Source organism: Acinetobacter sp. AL9 (genome assembly GCF_041464035.1).
Classification (GTDB): domain Bacteria; phylum Pseudomonadota; class Gammaproteobacteria; order Pseudomonadales; family Moraxellaceae; genus Acinetobacter; species Acinetobacter towneri.
Genome location: NZ_JAYFSK010000002.1, coordinates 48,592 through 64,280 on the forward strand (window position 1 = coordinate 48,592; position 15,689 = coordinate 64,280).

Annotated in this window: 15 protein-coding genes; 9 read left to right on the forward strand and 6 right to left on the reverse strand. The window is 39.0% G+C overall.

Annotated elements, in window-relative coordinates; translation table 11 throughout:
• The first annotated feature begins 44 nt into the window (after positions 1 to 44).
• The 3 genes from ACEO2X_RS00705 to ACEO2X_RS00715 all read left to right on the forward strand — a co-directional run bounded on the left by ACEO2X_RS00705 (position 45) and on the right by ACEO2X_RS00715 (position 2,846).
• Complete coding sequence (locus ACEO2X_RS00705) at positions 45 to 308, forward strand: hypothetical protein (RefSeq protein ID WP_371970938.1); 264 nt, start codon at positions 45 to 47, stop codon at positions 306 to 308.
• 16 nt (positions 309 to 324) lie between these two features.
• A complete protein-coding gene (gene tfpZ, locus ACEO2X_RS00710) occupies positions 325 to 1,059 on the forward strand; it encodes a TfpX/TfpZ family type IV pilin accessory protein (RefSeq protein WP_371970939.1) in 735 nt (244 codons plus the stop codon).
• Positions 1,060 to 1,211: 152 nt separating this feature from the next.
• Positions 1,212 to 2,846, forward strand: coding sequence for a Wzy polymerase domain-containing protein (locus tag ACEO2X_RS00715; protein WP_371970940.1), 1,635 nt, complete (start codon positions 1,212 to 1,214; stop codon positions 2,844 to 2,846).
• Positions 2,847 to 2,914: 68 nt separating this feature from the next.
• On the opposite strand, the gene bfr is transcribed toward ACEO2X_RS00715, so the two are convergent.
• From bfr to gmk, 6 genes are all read right to left on the reverse strand, one after another.
• Positions 2,915 to 3,379, reverse strand: coding sequence for a bacterioferritin (gene bfr / locus ACEO2X_RS00720; RefSeq protein ID WP_096901270.1), 465 nt, complete (start codon positions 3,377 to 3,379; stop codon positions 2,915 to 2,917).
• A gap of 247 nt (positions 3,380 to 3,626) precedes the next feature.
• On the reverse strand, positions 3,627 to 3,821 hold the full coding sequence (locus ACEO2X_RS00725) for a bacterioferritin-associated ferredoxin (RefSeq protein WP_004809963.1): 195 nt from the start codon (positions 3,819 to 3,821) through the stop codon (positions 3,627 to 3,629).
• A gap of 172 nt (positions 3,822 to 3,993) precedes the next feature.
• Positions 3,994 to 4,377 carry a RidA family protein gene (locus tag ACEO2X_RS00730; RefSeq protein WP_004809961.1) on the reverse strand — a complete coding sequence of 128 codons (384 nt, stop codon included), beginning with the start codon at positions 4,375 to 4,377 and terminating at the stop codon, positions 3,994 to 3,996.
• Positions 4,378 to 4,500: 123 nt separating this feature from the next.
• Positions 4,501 to 6,603, reverse strand: a complete 2,103-nt coding sequence (locus tag ACEO2X_RS00735) for a bifunctional (p)ppGpp synthetase/guanosine-3',5'-bis(diphosphate) 3'-pyrophosphohydrolase (protein WP_371970941.1) — start codon at positions 6,601 to 6,603, stop codon at positions 4,501 to 4,503.
• A 222-nt stretch (positions 6,604 to 6,825) separates the two neighbouring features.
• Entirely contained in the window at positions 6,826 to 7,107 is a 282-nt protein-coding gene (gene rpoZ, locus ACEO2X_RS00740) for a DNA-directed RNA polymerase subunit omega (RefSeq protein ID WP_004896248.1), read from the reverse strand.
• 76 nt (positions 7,108 to 7,183) lie between these two features.
• Positions 7,184 to 7,807 carry a guanylate kinase gene (gene gmk, locus ACEO2X_RS00745; RefSeq protein ID WP_291338719.1) on the reverse strand — a complete coding sequence of 208 codons (624 nt, stop codon included), beginning with the start codon at positions 7,805 to 7,807 and terminating at the stop codon, positions 7,184 to 7,186.
• A gap of 134 nt (positions 7,808 to 7,941) precedes the next feature.
• On the opposite strand from gmk, the gene ispH reads away from it, so the two are divergent.
• The 6 genes from ispH (at position 7,942) to ACEO2X_RS00775 (ending at position 15,684) form a co-directional block, all read left to right on the forward strand.
• On the forward strand, positions 7,942 to 8,892 hold the full coding sequence (gene ispH, locus ACEO2X_RS00750) for a 4-hydroxy-3-methylbut-2-enyl diphosphate reductase (RefSeq protein WP_371970942.1): 951 nt from the start codon (positions 7,942 to 7,944) through the stop codon (positions 8,890 to 8,892).
• 164 nt (positions 8,893 to 9,056) lie between these two features.
• Positions 9,057 to 9,545 carry a Tfp pilus assembly protein FimT/FimU gene (locus ACEO2X_RS00755; protein WP_371970943.1) on the forward strand — a complete coding sequence of 163 codons (489 nt, stop codon included), beginning with the start codon at positions 9,057 to 9,059 and terminating at the stop codon, positions 9,543 to 9,545.
• The gene (pilV, locus tag ACEO2X_RS00760) at positions 9,545 to 10,054 is read left to right on the forward strand and encodes a type IV pilus modification protein PilV (protein WP_086044408.1); all 510 of its coding nucleotides are present in this window, start codon (positions 9,545 to 9,547) and stop codon (positions 10,052 to 10,054) included. The genes ACEO2X_RS00755 and pilV overlap by 1 nt, the downstream gene beginning before the upstream one ends.
• A complete protein-coding gene (locus ACEO2X_RS00765) occupies positions 10,054 to 11,043 on the forward strand; it encodes a PilW family protein (RefSeq protein WP_371970944.1) in 990 nt (329 codons plus the stop codon). Before pilV ends, ACEO2X_RS00765 begins: the two co-directional genes overlap by 1 nt.
• Positions 11,040 to 11,864 carry a hypothetical protein gene (locus ACEO2X_RS00770; protein ID WP_004809945.1) on the forward strand — a complete coding sequence of 275 codons (825 nt, stop codon included), beginning with the start codon at positions 11,040 to 11,042 and terminating at the stop codon, positions 11,862 to 11,864. Before ACEO2X_RS00765 ends, ACEO2X_RS00770 begins: the two co-directional genes overlap by 4 nt.
• Before the next feature lie 13 nt (positions 11,865 to 11,877).
• Positions 11,878 to 15,684 (forward strand): pilus assembly protein, encoded by a 3,807-nt coding sequence (locus tag ACEO2X_RS00775; RefSeq protein ID WP_371970945.1) that lies wholly within the window; start codon positions 11,878 to 11,880, stop codon positions 15,682 to 15,684.
• Positions 15,685 to 15,689 lie beyond the last annotated feature (5 nt).

Here is a 15,689-nt window from a genome sequence, read left to right on the forward strand (position 1 = left end):
TCGCCAGTCTTTTTATTTAATTTTTATAATAAAGAGAGAAAATTATGCGAAAAGAATTATATACATATAAAGGATTAAATTTTGAGATTAAAACAATTTCTGAAGCCAATCCTGTTGAAGATAGAGATTTAATTGTTGCTATAAAATACAATGGAAAATTGTTAGAGTTCTATCATGCTGATTCTGAAACAGTTGTTGATTTTCAAATTCAAAATAAAACTGAATTAGAAAATAAATTGTATGAAATTGCTAAACTTGAAATTGCATCAAAATTTTTTGAGATAGTAAACTTAACGAAAAACAAGTAAGGTTGAAGCATTAATAATGTCAAAACGCCTAAAATTTTTCCTTAGTCATTTATCACTCTCCTTTCTAATCGCTTTATTAGTAATTGGACTTGTTTTTTTTATTTGGTATCCATCGCCACTTGCTACAGCAGTTGGCGTAACGCATATCTTTTTAATGTTGTTGGTCATTGACGTAATTTTAGGACCATTTTTAGGCTTATTGGTCTATAAAGAAGGTAAAAAAACACTAAAATTTGATTTAAGTGTCATTATTCTCATTCAAATTGTGGCTTTATGTTATGGGGTGTTTAGTATCGAACAAGGTCGTCCCGCATGGTTGGTTTATAATGTAGATCGTTTTGAATTGGTTAGAAAAAATGAATTGGTTGATACGAATATCCAGCAAGCACAGCCACAATTCCAAAAACCTTCATGGTTTAAGCCGCAATATGTGGCTGCTGAATTTGCCAAAGATACACAACAACGCAATGATGAAATGTTTGCAGAAGTTTTAGGTGGTATTTCTATTGCACAGCGTCCAGAACGCTATGTAGAACTGAGTCAAGCAAAAACCCAAATCCAACAACGTGCATTACCGCTTGTAGAACTGCAACAGTACAACTCAAAAGCAGACGTTGAAAAAACTTTAGCAAAATATCCAAAAGCAGATGCGTGGCTACCTTTAAAAGCCAATGCAGAAGATATGGTGGTTTTAGTTAATAAAGAATCCGCGTCTATCATCAAAATAGTAGATTTAAGACCGTGGAAATAATTTCTTAAGTTAAAAATGGGGAATTTAAGTATTCCCCATGTGATCATCCCATTTTAAAACTGGTAGAATTCCAATCAAACTTGCCACACAAAGCACTATCATCTTGCTTAAAAAAATATAAGATAGAGCCAGTTTTTTGGTCTATTTTTCCTATGAAATCTGCATTGCTATTTTTCGCTGCTATCCTTATCTCCTTAGCATGGCTATTGCCCATTCACTACCGCCCGTGGGTTACCTATACTGGCGAACTTTACGCATTTTTTGCCCTGTTTGCCCTTGCAGCCTGCCTGTTTAAAGAAAAATTACAGATACCTACAATCAGCCTGCCATTACTAGCACTGTGCAGTGTTCCACTTATTCAGTGGGGCTTTGGCTTAGTCTACTTCTTTGACAAAGCCTTGCTCAGCAGTGTGTATATCTTCAGTTTTTGGTTGGCAATTATATTCGGTTATAACCTGACTCAAAATAATATTGAACGTGAACGCATCTTCGCAGGCTTTAGTTATGTGCTACTTGGCGTGGGAAGTATCACCGCATTCATGGCAATTTGCCAGTGGCTCACACTCGACCAATACCTGCCAATGATGGTGGATATTAAAATCGGGCAACGTCCTTATGCCAACTTCGCCCAACCGAATAACATGGCGACCTTTTTGGTGATGTCACTCATGGCATGCCTATATTTATACGAAAAACAAAAACTTAAAACAGAGTGGATTGTGATTGCTGCTACCATGATTTTGGTCGGTGTGGTATTGAGTCAATCGCGGACGTCATGGTTGGCATCGCTGTGTCTCTTGACCTATTTGGGCTATCAGCAATACCGTGGCGTGATGCGGATTAAATGGCACTATAGCTTGCTGTGGTTTGCCGCATTTATCGGGCTGATTTTTATCGCACCTGCTTTCAGTCAATTGCTCTCACAAAGTGCAGACCTCTCGGTGCAATCTCGCGATGTGTTACAACGTGCCACAGGTGATATGTCACGCTTGGCAATTTGGCAGCAAATGCTCGCTGCGATTGAACATCAGCCGTGGTGGGGATATGGTTGGCATCAAACCAGTGTGGCGTATGTCACGATTAGCGAATTTGTGCAAGGTCCTGTGTGGATTCGCAGCGCACACAATTTTATTTTGGATTTTTTACTTTGGAATGGTGTGATACTCGGCGTACCATTTTTGGCGTATCTGGGCTATTGGGGCTACCAATTGCATAAATATACCCAGTCGGTGGAATCGGTTGTGGGGATTTTAATGCTCGGTGCATTTAGTGTACATGCCATGCTGGAATTTCCACAAAACTATGCCTACTTCTTGCTGCCTGTAGGTTTTATTATCGGCATGGTTCAGTCACAGCGCGTAGTGAAAGGTCTTACTTTATCTCCACTATATTTACGCAGCACTTTTGTGGTGGGTGCATTGTTACTAGTGCTGATTTATCGTGATTATGAGGTGATGGTGCCTAAATTGAATCAATCGGTACGCTACGAACACACACCTGAAAAAATCACCCATCAAGAGCGTATTTGGGTACTCGAAGAATTTAACCGTCGGATCGCATGGATTCGTTTAAATCCGTATAGTCAGCAAACGCCTGAACAGCTGCAAGAGATTCATGAAATTGTATTGAATTATCCAACCCGCTACGATTTATTGAAATATGCACGCGTATTAGCATTTAACGGTTATGAAGCAGAAGCCAAAAAGCAATTATGGTTGTTAAGCACTTTGTGGCAGGTCAATGTAGATTATGCGACTTTATTGGATGAGGCAGATGCTAAATCGTAGTTAAAGTGCTGCTTTAAAACAAAAGACTGGAAAAACCAGTCTTTTGTGCGATTGAAACGAGATGAATCTTAGAGTTGGCTTTGAATATAGTTTTCAATGCCTACCGTTTCAACCAAATCAAGCTGTGTCGTTGCCCAGTCGAGGTACTCTTCTTCTTTCTCTAGAATTTCCTGAACCAAATCACGAGTTACATAGTCCAGTTGTTGTTCTGCCAAAACGACGGCTTTTTGAATCGCTTCAATATTCTCTTTGACTTTGCGTACATCGCAATTCAGCACTTCAGCCGTATGCTGACCGATATACAATTTGCCTAAATGTTGTAAATTTGGCAGCCCTTCTAAAAATAAAATACGTTCAATAATTTTATCGGCATGCTTCATTTGACGAATCGACTCTTTATATTCAGCCGAGCCGAGTTGTTCAATGCCCCAATCATTAAACATACGTGAATGTAAAAAATATTGGTTAATTGCAGTCAGGTGATGATACAAAACTTGGTTGAGTTGATTAATCACATCACGATTGCCTTTCATTGCAGCACTCCATCAACAATTTCTGCCTTAAACCGCTTAAGGCAATCTATATTTGTATCTTAAACAAGACTGGGCAAAATGGCGAGTGATTTATCGAACGGCGAATGAAAATCGCAATCAAAAACAATTAGCTAGGTGGTGTGAAGAAATGTAAGCCAAGAAAAACCCGCTGTAGTCGAAAGCGGGAGAGGAAACACTGAGTATAAATTATAATATTAAATGGGGGGAGAGCAATAAAACGTCAGCTTTAGGCAGCTACGGCAAGACGAGATGCAATTTGTGCAATTTCATCGCTAATGATAGCGCGAGTTTCAGGTGCACAGCGACCACAACACGTGCCCAAGTCAAACATATCGCGAATTTCACGATAGCTCTCTGCACCATTGGCAACGGCTTCTTTAATGTCTTGATCTGTAATACCACGGCATAAGCAAACGTACATGAATGCAACCACAATAATTGAAATAAGATAAGAGTTATTATTGATAATTATTATCGTTTGTCAATAAAAATCATTTGAAAAGTCATTTATTGTAATTGAGTTTTTGAATAAAAAAATGCCACCTAATAGGTGGCATCGTTTATTGGTTTTTAAGTATATGAATAATAATGACTTATGAATTGATAATCACCACGCCATCCATTTCAACTAAAGCACCTTTAGGCAAGCTAGCCACACCTAAGGCTGCACGCGCAGGGTATGGTTGTGCAAAGTATTCGCCCATAATTTGATTGACTAATTGAAAGTGTGATAAATCCGTTAGGAAAATATTCAGCTTGGCAATATCGGCCAAAGAACCGCCCGCAGCTTCACAAACGGCTTTTAAGTTATCAAACACGCGGCGAATTTGCGCTTCAATGCCTTCTACCAATTCCATGCTGTATGGGTCTAAACCAATTTGACCTGATAAATAAACAGTATTGCCCACTAAAATGGCTTGAGAGTAAGTACCAATTGCTGCAGGTGCATTTTCAGTATGGATGACTTGGCGAGACATTGATTTCTCCTAAAATAATGTACGAACATCATAGACCATCCGACTGCATTTCAATAGCCTGATGAGTCTATAATGCAAAATCGGTGAATGTGCGGCACAGTCAAACTATGCAGCCACATTAAATTAACAAGCTTTGGCTTCTTCTGCGATGCTGATGGGGCGCGCTAAACGGCTAATTCGTGGGAAACCGAAGTGCATACGCAAATCACGAATAATTTTGGCAATTTGCTTACGGTTATTCACCACAATATTCACATAGGTTTTGCCATCGTGGCTGCGTACCATTTCTACTCCCGTTTTGGCCTTACGACATTGATAGATCAAATCGGAAATTTGTTCGTCATTCATATCCATATCAATGCTGAGGTAAGCCGTAAAACTCACGTCATCTACATCTTCCGAAGTCCATTGTAGCGGCATGATATTTTCAGGATGTTGATGCTGCTCATGCAGTAAGTTGTTGCAACGCGCACGATGCACAATCAAGCCACGGCGTGACAAGTTGCCCTGAATCGGATCGCCCAGTACAGGGTTGCAACAGTGCGCATATTTCACGTCTATGCCTTCTGTGCCCTGAATCAGACGGTCAGAATGTTCGCTGCTGTCGTGATCGAGTGCGTAAATGTGATTTGCCACCAACTGTGGCAATAAATCACCGACTGCAATTTGCTCAAATAAACGGTCTTTAGAGTCAATGTGCCGCCATTGCAACACATTTAACCAATCTGCTTCGGTCAAGTCTTGAATCGAGTGATTAAATAATTTCAGCGCACGGTTAAGCGCTTGCTGACCCACCAAACGCTGTTCTTCAATATCCTGATCACGCAGAATATTTTGTAAGGCACGACGGGCTTTTTGGGTATTAATAAAACTCAGCCAGTCTGGGTTTGGTGTGGCTAAAACATCAGTAATGATTTCAACCACTTGCCCGCTGGTGAGTGGTGTGGAAAGTGGTTTGCTTTCACCATTAATTTTTGTACCGACGGCATGGTTACCTAAGAACAAACTGGCTGCATAGGCAAAATCAACTGCGGTGGCGCCTTGCGGCAATTCATGTAAATGTCCGTGCGGGGTATAAACATGAATTTTCTCTTGGTGTAGATAATCCAGTAAATCGCTAAATGTAGTTTTAGCGCATTCACCATCAATCAACACGTTCAAGCTTTGCATAGAGGCTTGAATGGCAGAACGGCAGGCTTGCGGTGCGTTTTCACCCAAGACTACACCAAAACGTGCGGCTTTACGCATCAATTCAGTTTGAATGGTAAGTGATAAGGTGGTTTGTTCACCTTTTAGACGCATCATGAGCGATTGGTTACCGCCTGGCAGTGGGCGACGGATATGATCTTCATAATGCAAGACCTGAAAGCTGTCACGTAAAATATCGGCCAAACGGTCACAGTCAGCAATGCTTTGTAAAATAATTTCAAAGGCGTGGCTGTGGGTCAGTTCTTGTAGATCAATATCGTTTTTAACAAAGTGGCGCAGTAATTCAATATTGTTATTTTTCTTTTTAATACGGCCTGTAATTTGATTGTCTTGCAGCAGGTCGGCAAGGTTTTGTTCCCATTTAGACTGGTATTCGCAGCGTTTTGGCTTGGTTTGCAAAAGGGCGGCTTGCACATCGTTATACATATCTAAATCTAGGTTTTGATAACACAGATGTTCAAGATTATCCGCCATTTCATTCATACCCACGATACGTGCCATAGGTACAAATACATCAAAAGTTTCTTGGGCGATGCGTGCGCGTTTGTCTGGTCGCAGCGCATCTAATGTGGTCATGTTGTGATAACGGTCTGCCAGTTTCACAATAATGACACGTGGATCCTGTAAGGTTGCTTGCAGAATTTTACGGAACGAAGCGGCTTTGTTGTATTCCTTGTCGCTCGAATGGCTAAGTTTGGTTACACCATCGACCAGTTCGGCAACGGTACGTCCGAATTTTTCTGTGATGTCATCTTTGCTGTAGTCGGTATCTTCTATGACATCGTGCAATAGCGCAGCAATGAGCGTGTCGGCATCCAAACGCATGTGTGCCAAAATACAACTCACCGCAATCGGGTGTAACACATACGGTTCACCACTTTTACGGGTAACGCCATCATGCGCATGTTCAGCATAATCGCAAGCCGTAAGCACCTGTTCGACTTCACTTACGCTAAGGTAAGGTTCGATCATGGCTTGAAGCTGTTGTTTGGCTTGGCTGACCATCGTGCCTGGCATATAACACCCTTTAAAATACAAGTGATAACGAATCTACAGTTAGACCTTATAATGAAAAGCATATTGCATGACTTGTCAATTTTTTTCATGCCAAAATAGTGATAAATTTGGCACTAATAAAGAGGGTCTTACTCCTTATGTTATAACGGTTTTTAGTGCAAGATTAAAGTTCAGACAACAAAAAAGCCTAGTAAAATACTAGGCTTTTTCAGAAAGTGGTTCTTATTGGAAAGAAAAACCATCTAAATTCAAGTTATTTGCTGAAAGTGCGAGGTCAAGACTTGAAGTTTGATAGTCTTGATCACGTTGTTTCAAAATGTCTTTAGACACATGACCCACAGCAATTTCACGTAATGCCACTACAGTTGGCTTGTCATTGTCCCACTCTACAGTTGGCTCAATGCCTTGACGTGCCAATTGACGCGCGCGCTTGCTTGCCACTAGTACAAGCTCAAAGCGGTTGTCTACATGGTCTAAACAATCTTCAACGGTAACGCGTGCCATAAGAATTCTCGTTCGAATAGTAAATTTAAACAGACTGTGCAGTATAAGGTGCTTTGCCTATAGACTCAAGTTTTAATCACGCGCTGGGTGGGCTAATTAACTTTTGAATCAAGGCTTGATGACGACGCGCCTGCTGCGCAGTCACCAAACGATTGGCAATAATCACTGCTTCTAAATCGTGCAGGGCTTTATTAAAGTCATCATTAATAATCAGATAGTCAAAATTGACATATTGCTGCATGTCTTCTACTGCGCAGCCCAAACGATGCTCAATCACATCGACTGCATCGGTGCCACGGTTAGATAAGCGCTCACGTAAATCAAATTGACTTGGTGGAAGAATAAAAATTTGCTTCGATTCAGGAAAAAGATTGCGTACTTGTTGAGCACCTTGCCAGTCAATTTCAAGCAACACATCGTGACCTTTGGCTAACTGCTCTTTAACCGTTGCTTGCGCGGTGCCGTAATAATTGCCAAACACTTCAGCATACTCAATAAAACCGCCTTGTTTTACCAAGTCGATAAAATCTTGTTTTTGTGTGAAGTGATAATGCACACCATCGAGTTCGCCGGGACGTTGACCGCGTGTTGTGTGAGAAACTGAAACGTGTAAATTATTCACACGCTCAAGCAGGGCTTTAACGAGGGATGTTTTGCCTGTTCCTGAAGCGGCAGAAACGACAAACAATAGACCCGACATGATATTTTTCCTGATATGATAAAATATCTTCTCTATTTTAGAGTAGACGCCCCTTAAACAAAATAGCCAAGATGGCTTTTGTTGGCATAAATTTTTAAACATCCCACCTATTTAACTTCAACATAGAGGGTTCTATGGAAATTGTATTGGCGAATCCACGTGGTTTTTGTGCAGGTGTAGACCGAGCAATTGCGATTGTAAATCGTGCCCTTGAGTGTTTTAACCCACCTATTTATGTGCGTCACGAAGTGGTACACAATAAATTTGTGGTAGATGACTTGCGTCAGCGCGGTGCAATTTTTGTCGATGAGCTAGATGAAGTGCCCGATGACAATATTGTGATTTTTAGTGCGCACGGTGTATCTAAGGCAGTACAACAAGAAGCAGAGCGTCGTGGTTTAAAAGTGTTTGATGCCACTTGTCCGCTGGTGACTAAAGTACATATTGAAGTGACTAAATATGCGCGTGAAGGTGTAGAAGCGATTCTGATTGGTCATGAGGGGCACCCCGAAGTTGAAGGTACGATGGGGCAGTACGACAAGAAAAATGGTGGCGAAATATATTTGGTAGAAGATGAGGATGATGTTGCTGCACTTGCGGTTCAGCATCCAGATAAAGTGGCTTTTGTGACACAAACTACTTTGTCGATTGATGATACTGCCAAAGTGATTGATGCCTTGCGCCAAAAATATCCGAACATTCAAGGGCCACGTAAAGACGATATTTGTTATGCCACTCAAAACCGTCAGGATGCAGTGCGTGACTTAGCCAACCAGTGTGATGTGGTGTTGGTGGTGGGTTCGCCAAATTCATCTAACTCTAACCGTTTACGCGAGTTGGCTGAACGTATGGGGAAACGTGCCTATTTGGTGGATAATGCAGACGAGTTGGAGCAAGCATGGTTTCAACCGAATACAAAAATTGGAGTGACTGCGGGTGCATCTGCACCTGAAATTTTAATTAAACAGGTGATTCAACGCTTACAGGATTGGGGCGCAACAGCACCTGAAGAGCTAGCTGGACGTGAAGAAAATATTACCTTTAGTTTGCCCAAAGAGTTACGTATTCCTGTAACACAGGCTTAAACTGCGAAGCATATAACGCTTAAAAAAGTTGATTAAAAATAGGCAGATAACCATTCAATGACGGTTATCTGCTTTTTTATGCCTTTTGTCCTGAAGTGTGAGGATTTTGTAAAGTTGTTGGTTATTATTTTTAATAGGGCAAAGTCTGTGTCTTGGGGGGGAGTATGCGAAAAAAAGAAAATGGGTTCACCTTAATTGAGTTGATGGTGACCATTGCGGTGTTGGCGATTATCGCGATGATGGCGGCTCCTTCGTTTGAGAATTTATTGATAAAACAAAATCTCAAAACTACAGCTTACAATATAAGAGATACTTTAAAGGAAGCTAGAAGCCGAGCTATATTAAATCGAAATGAAACAGTCCTCTGCACATCGATCAATAAGTCTGCTAGTGCAGTAACTGAAAGCGTATGTGGAGCACATTTAACTAATTACTCTAGCATGACAAACTCTCTCAAAAACACTAGTGTTTTTATTGTAAATGTGGAAAAGAAAATTACTTTAAATAATACCTCGGATGACAGCTTTGTTTTTTCATCTAGAGGAAATTTAAATGGTACTAAAACTATTACTTTATGTTCTTCAGTCGGGTCTTATATTTTATCAGTTAGCATTCCTGGAACTGTAGATATTTCTCAAGGAGCTGCATGCTAATGATAAATAGTCATTATCAGAAAGGTGTGGGACTGATGGAAGTGTTAGTAGCGATGCTAATTCTGGCAATTGCAATTCTGGGTTATGCGGCCTTACAAGTTAGAGCAACTACTGCGACTGAAGAATCAATGAAAAGATCGGATGCTCTGATTATTTTAAATGGGTTGGCAGAAAAAATTAGATTAAATCCGAATGGAGATTATAAGGAAGCAATACCAGAGGATTTGCCTGATTGTAGCAATGGATGTGATGCAGACGATCAAGCTTTATATGATTTAAAACAATATGGTGATGCAGCCTTGACTAAAGATATTACTTTGGGGGTGATCGATTGTTTGAATACATCAGAAAGCCAAAAAAGATTGTGCTTAATTGCTGCATGGAATGACACTGAGGCAATTACGGATGCTAAAGCAAGTTCGGAAGCTGAAACACCTGAGAATGCATGTTTAAAAACAGATGGTAAATATGTGAGTGACTCAAACTGCTTGGTGTTGGAGGCATATTAATGAAAATTACTCATCAATCAGGTTTTACCCTTATAGAACTCATGATTGCTATCACTCTCGGATTGATTCTGGTGGCGGTGGCTATTCAACTATTGATTAGTGGACAAGTGAATTATCGCATTCAGACTTCAGCATCTTCATTACAAGATAGTGGAGTTTTTGCTGTCAACTATGTGACTAAGAATATTAGATTGGCGAATCACGGTAATGCAGGTGCAATGAATGATGAGTCACTTTATGGAGGAATTGTTCTAAGTAATCAAACTAGTGGATCAGCTACTCCTTTGGCAGATGGAAATTTAAAGGGATTAAAAATAGGAACATCTTTATTAAGTGGAAGTAACTTAGTTTCATCTAATTTAAATAACGATAGTGCATTTGATAGCTATTTAAAAAGTGATCAGTTGGTAATAATTTATCAAGCTCCCCAGAATATGTTTACATGCACTGGTCAAAAAGTGAAGGGACCTATTAAGACAGCTACCACTCATTCTAAAGGTTGGTATGTAATTGAAAGATATTATATAAATAAAGTTTCTGGTAAGGATGAAGCAAATTTGAATTGCTCCGATGCAATGTTTATTGCGACGGGGGAGATTGTTCCTCAAACGTATGAGTCAACCACAATTTCAGCGGTAAATACGCTTACCGGAAGCTATGCGACAAATCCGGGTGAAATGATTGCTAAAAATGTTGAGTACATGCGAGTACAGCTAATTGTCAGGAATAATAACGGCTCAACTCGTACTCTTGGAATAGATGAATATAACAATATCGCTATCACGGCTAGTGTTAAACATCGGCCAGCTGTTATAGGGATAAATTTAGGCTGGCTGGTTAGATCATCTGAAAAAGTGGCAATGTCAAATAAAAACAGTTTTATTGTTTTGGATAAAACGATAACTGCGCCAAGTGATGGTTATATGCGACATGTATATACCACTACAGTTGCTTTGCGTAATGGTGGATTAGGAGATGTTATTCAATGATAAATCGTTCTAATTACCAGACAGGTGCAACACTTATTACGGTATTAATATTATTAGTATTAATTACTATTATTGGTTTATACGCAATACGTAACAGTATTTTTAGTTTAAAAATCGCAACTAATGCACAGGTTCAAACTTTATTAATGCAAACTTCTGATGTTGCATTAGATCATCTAGAAAAAAACTTTAATACAAATGAATCAGAAAATTTAGCTGGAACTCCAGTGGGGCATGTTTTACTCGATGGTAATGAAGGTAAAGAATTACAATTGTGTTTTAAGCCAACTGAAGTAGAAGTAAATAAAAGTAAGGTAAAAAATAATTTATTTTTTAATCTAAGTGATTTTAGGATTATAGAAAGAAAAGCAAAAAATTCTATTGAAGCTAAATCGACTGCAGAATCAGGAAATATTAATGCATTTTGCGATCCAACTTCTATGTTCTCTATAAGCCGCAAGGCAATTGTAACCCAAGTTGCTGTTGTAAGTCCGGATGATCCTGCTATTGAAGTTAATCGCTTTGAATATGTCAATAAAGGCGGGGATCCAAAAGATTCTACTAATACTAATACTAAACGAGTAAGAGTCACAGTTACCTCGTTTGCTCCTGCTATGACATCAGCGAGTATTGCCGACATGAATGTATGTCTAAGAAATAGATTAATGGATGACTCATTATTAAAAAATCGTGCAGATACTACCTTAGGGCAAGTAAAGATAGAGACTTTACATGAATGTTTAAATAAATTGGGTGTTCCATTAAATACACAAGTGGCTGAGTATATTGTTCGATTAAATGAATCGAAATCAAACATTTAAATAAGGGGTAGTCATGAAAACTAAATATCAAATAATGGCCTTATCTCCTGTTCTACTTTTTAGCTGTATGAATGGGAGTTATTCCAGCGATTTAAGTATTTATCAAGGAAATAGTTCTGGTCAGACCAGTATTTTTATGATGCTAGATACCTCAGGAAGTATGGGGTGGGGTGCTGGATATGGTGGCTCGAGTATGAGTCTACAGGATGACTATAAAGTTTGTATTGTAAATGATAAGGGAAATAATGGTAGTAAAGCAGTATTAAGTGAAGATTCTACAACAACTCCCTCATATAAAAGATATTATTGCTCCGTTACTAAAAGTATTTATGATGGTTTGGATAATACTTATAAGCAGCGTGTGCGAAATGATTGTTCTGTCAATGGAACAGGCTATAAATGTTATGATCGTTTAACACGTCTTAAAGATGCCATGTTTACTTTGCTAAATAGTCGAGCATTATCTGGAATTAAATTGGGGGCAGGTTATTATTCAGATGAAGGTAAAGGGCAAAAAGGTATTGTTTCTATACCGGCAAAACCGATGAGTGATCCTACTCATGTTACAGATTTAAAAAATTTTGTTGCCGGTTTAAAAGCAAATGGGGGTACGCCAACGGCTGCTGCCTATGCAGAAGCTGGCGCTTATATGATGGGTACTAAAACAAGTGGTGTTACTACAGAAACTATCCCCATTTATAACGAAAAATATTGGCAATCTTTATTGGGGTGGCGAGAATGTAAAAAATGGAAAAGCGATATTTCAATAAGTGAAAATGGATATGCCTACAAAAAGTGTGATGTGGAGAATGATACTGCTAGTGTAGCCATCGATGCCTTATGCTTGGGCTTATCTAATTGGAAGTGTACTTCATATCAAAATGATTCTTTATTATTACAGAATAATCTGGTGATTACACGATATACAGGAGTTTTAGACAATCCTGTGTATGCTGAAATAACTACTGATAAACATCCCATTGCTAATGGAGAAAATTCTGCCTATAGCGGCTATTCTTTTATGGGTAAATATATTTCAGGCTCAGGAAATTATTCTAATACGACAGCGCATACCACTTATTCTACTCTTACAGATATTGGAAATGATTCAAACTATATAAGCCCTGCTGTCGCTAATTCAACTTGTAGTGGCAATGGGATTTATTTCCTTACTGATGGTTATCCAAATGGTACAGAACCCAAAGCTATCAGAAACTTGATGAATCTAACACTCAAAAAGAGTGATGGTACTAATGCTATAAGTATGGCAAACAATTGTAGTTCCAGTCTTTCATCAACTGGGTCATCGGATCGAAATAATTCAGCTTGGGAATGTATTGGTGAGTACTCAAAAGCACTCATGAATAAAAGTAATCCGCAAGGAGTGCAAATTCAAACTGCTGTGATCGGCTTCGGGAGTTCTTTTGCTGGTATTCCGAAAAATGCAGATGGGACTTATAATTGCAATGCGCCAGGACTTTCCAAAGATATTCAAAACTCCTGTTTATGGGGAACTTCTGATTATGGGACTGGCGGTTTTTATCAGGCATCAAATTCAGAAGATATCATTAGTAGCATGACGCAATTCCTAAGCGGGTTGGAGGTGGAGTTTAAACCATCTAACCTTGGAGTCATAAGTATACCTAAAGACCCTCTTGATCAAACGAAGGCCATGAATACTGGTTTCTTCCCGATGTTGCAGCCATTACAAGACTCTACACGAGCCACCTGGTTAGGAAATCTGAAAAAGTACTATGTTTATAATGGAACATTAAGTGACAGTGAGACTGGTGGAAATACACTTTACACTTCTTCTCAAGAAATTAATCCTTTAGCAAAAGACTTATGGTCAACTACTACAGGTGATAATAGTCCAATAAATATAGGTGGAGCATGGAATAAAATACCTGTTCCATCTTCACGCTTGATAGCTAATGATACTATCAGTAATATAAATAGCAGCCGTAATGTCTATGTGCTATCAAATGGGAATGTCAAGAAAGTTACTAAAGATAACCTTGCTGAAGATATTCCTAATAATGACAAGATAGGAACCGCAAGCGATTTCCCTGCAAATGTTCGTAAAGCCCTACTTAAGTATCTAGGCTATCAAGCTGAACCAGCAAATTTAAATAAAGCAACCTTGACCGCTATAGCACATCCTACAGATCCTTATCGCTTCTTAGGAGGGGTTGTACATTCAAAACCATTAGTTGTCACTAAGTCATCAGATATCAATATTTTAAATAATAAAGTAACTAGTAGGGATGAATATGTAATTTATGGTTCAATTGAAGGTGGTTTACATATTGTTGATGCTATCAGTGGTAAGGAACAATCCGTCTTTATACCCAAAGAAATATTAGTAAATCAGCCTGAAACATTAGCTAGTGAAAATGCAATATCTGCAAATGGTATTAAATATGGCGTAGATGCTCCTTGGACAGCTGATAATACCTTTAAGGTTACTACTGTAACTAGTGGGGCAGTAACTACTGCGAAATATGAAGCAGATAAAATGAATATTTATGGTGGATTACGAATGGGTGGAGAGGCTCTCTATGGGCTGAATATAAGTACACCTTCTGCACCATCTTTATTATTTCATAATACTCCAGCTACACCAGGTTTTTCGCGTATGGCACAAATCTGGTCTAAACCTACAATTGCCAATGTACGGGTTAAAGGGGAGAAGAAAAGAGTATTAATTTTTGGTGGAGGATATGATCAGTCTATCTATGAGAAACCTGCAAGTAGTTATGTTGAACCTACCACCTCTACGAGAGGGAACGCATTATATATTGTAGATGCAAGCAATGGTTCTTTACTCTGGATGACAAGTGCAGATACTTCAGACATTACTCAAAGTCATAAATTTACACAGAATTCTGATATTCGTTATAGTGTTGTGGGTCAACCTACTGTATTGGACTATGATGCAGATGGTTTAACTGATGTTATCTATTTTGCAGATTTAGGTGGGCAAATATTCAGAGTCGATTTAAATAATGCAAACCAAATCTCTACAAAAGTAGATAGCAATTTAGCAGTTCGTGTTCAGACTATTGCAAACCTACAGACAGGAAGCGGTTCCACACTATTTGTTCCTCGTTTCTATGAGCGTTTGTCTGTGGCTGTATTTGATGAAGGGCAAGAGCGATTTGTATTGTTGACAGCGGGATCAGGTAATCGAAGTTTCCCACTTGAAGAAGAGAAAGCAAAAAATAAGGTTTACGGTATTATCGACCGAGATGTAGTTAGCAATACTTTAGCGACTAATTATACCCCTTCTGCAATTATTAAATATGATGATCTAGCCAAATCAGGTGTACTTGGGAAAACTGATACCACACAGATTAGTTCAGCTAATATTGCAAGTATCAAAAATAAAATGTTAAAGGGGTGGGCATTTGAATTGAGATCTATCGACTCTGGTAATTATGCAAGAGCATATGAGGAATCAGATCTTAAAGGGAACGATCTATATGTTTCCTTGTATGATCCAAAAGCTACTGCTACTGGGGGAGTAGCAAATAGTTGTACTGGTGGGGTAAGAGGTCTTTCAACGATTTATCGTATATGTATGCCTTATGGAGAGTGTGCTGCTTATTTGAAAAAAGATTATCTAGGAATTGTAGGCCCAAATTTTGGTCCTACTTCTAATGATCCCCGAAAACAAATATTAGTAAATCCTAATCCTGAAACTAAGGAGATGTGTGTGGGTAATTGTAATAATAACAATACAGTGCCTACTGAGCAAAAGACTTATACCTATAGTCAATATAGAAAAATTAAACCTGTACGTTGGTTTGAATGGTGAGGAAG

Bases quoted from the DNA above. Each gene is read 5' to 3' on its own strand.
- ACEO2X_RS00705 (WP_371970938.1), top strand. From the start codon at position 45: ATGCGAAAAGAATTATATACATATAAAGGATTAAATTTTGAGATTAAA.
- tfpZ (WP_371970939.1), top strand. From the start codon at position 325: ATGTCAAAACGCCTAAAATTTTTCCTTAGTCATTTATCACTCTCCTTT.
- ACEO2X_RS00715 (WP_371970940.1), top strand. From the start codon at position 1,212: ATGAAATCTGCATTGCTATTTTTCGCTGCTATCCTTATCTCCTTAGCA.
- bfr (WP_096901270.1), bottom strand. From the start codon at position 3,379: ATGAAAGGCAATCGTGATGTGATTAATCAACTCAACCAAGTTTTGTAT.
- ACEO2X_RS00725 (WP_004809963.1), bottom strand. From the start codon at position 3,821: ATGTACGTTTGCTTATGCCGTGGTATTACAGATCAAGACATTAAAGAA.
- ACEO2X_RS00730 (WP_004809961.1), bottom strand. From the start codon at position 4,377: ATGTCTCGCCAAGTCATCCATACTGAAAATGCACCTGCAGCAATTGGT.
- ACEO2X_RS00735 (WP_371970941.1), bottom strand. From the start codon at position 6,603: ATGCCAGGCACGATGGTCAGCCAAGCCAAACAACAGCTTCAAGCCATG.
- rpoZ (WP_004896248.1), bottom strand. From the start codon at position 7,107: ATGGCACGCGTTACCGTTGAAGATTGTTTAGACCATGTAGACAACCGC.
- gmk (WP_291338719.1), bottom strand. From the start codon at position 7,807: ATGTCGGGTCTATTGTTTGTCGTTTCTGCCGCTTCAGGAACAGGCAAA.
- ispH (WP_371970942.1), top strand. From the start codon at position 7,942: ATGGAAATTGTATTGGCGAATCCACGTGGTTTTTGTGCAGGTGTAGAC.
- ACEO2X_RS00755 (WP_371970943.1), top strand. From the start codon at position 9,057: ATGCGAAAAAAAGAAAATGGGTTCACCTTAATTGAGTTGATGGTGACC.
- pilV (WP_086044408.1), top strand. From the start codon at position 9,545: ATGATAAATAGTCATTATCAGAAAGGTGTGGGACTGATGGAAGTGTTA.
- ACEO2X_RS00765 (WP_371970944.1), top strand. From the start codon at position 10,054: ATGAAAATTACTCATCAATCAGGTTTTACCCTTATAGAACTCATGATT.
- ACEO2X_RS00770 (WP_004809945.1), top strand. From the start codon at position 11,040: ATGATAAATCGTTCTAATTACCAGACAGGTGCAACACTTATTACGGTA.
- ACEO2X_RS00775 (WP_371970945.1), top strand. From the start codon at position 11,878: ATGAAAACTAAATATCAAATAATGGCCTTATCTCCTGTTCTACTTTTT.